This is a genomic window from Secundilactobacillus oryzae JCM 18671 (assembly GCF_000740055.1).
Lineage (GTDB): Bacteria > Bacillota > Bacilli > Lactobacillales > Lactobacillaceae > Secundilactobacillus > Secundilactobacillus oryzae.
This window is the reverse complement of sequence record NZ_BBJM01000084.1, coordinates 1-353: the sequence shown is the minus strand read 5'-3', so window position 1 is coordinate 353 and position 353 is coordinate 1. Positions and strand designations below refer to the sequence as shown.

At 40.2% G+C, this 353-nt stretch carries 1 protein-coding gene; it reads right to left on the bottom strand.

Annotated elements, in window-relative coordinates; genetic code table 11:
* The coding region (locus LOSG293_RS09860; RefSeq protein WP_152551147.1) for an IS3 family transposase at positions 1-353 on the bottom strand (353 nt) is incomplete at both ends.

Genomic DNA, 353 nt, shown 5'->3' with positions numbered 1-353 from the left:
TGTATGAGTTATATTTACGAGTTTGCTTATTAAAGGCCTGACATGTCCAGCCTTGTTCCTTCATAATTCGGAGGACGCGTTTGTGATTAACTTTAAATTCCTGTTCATGCATAACTAACGTTATGCGACGGTAACCGTATTTTTGAGTATACTTGGCATCTGTTTGGCGAATTTCATCAATGGCTTGGATAACCTGGTCATCATCATATTTTCGTCCCTGGCTGTGCTTAGTATAATAGTACGTGCTACGTGGTATCTTAACGGCTTTGAGGATAAAACTAATCGACGTTTTGAAGACTCGCCTCAGATCATCAATTAAGGTCACGGTTTCGCGTGAGCTGATTTTTCGTGAT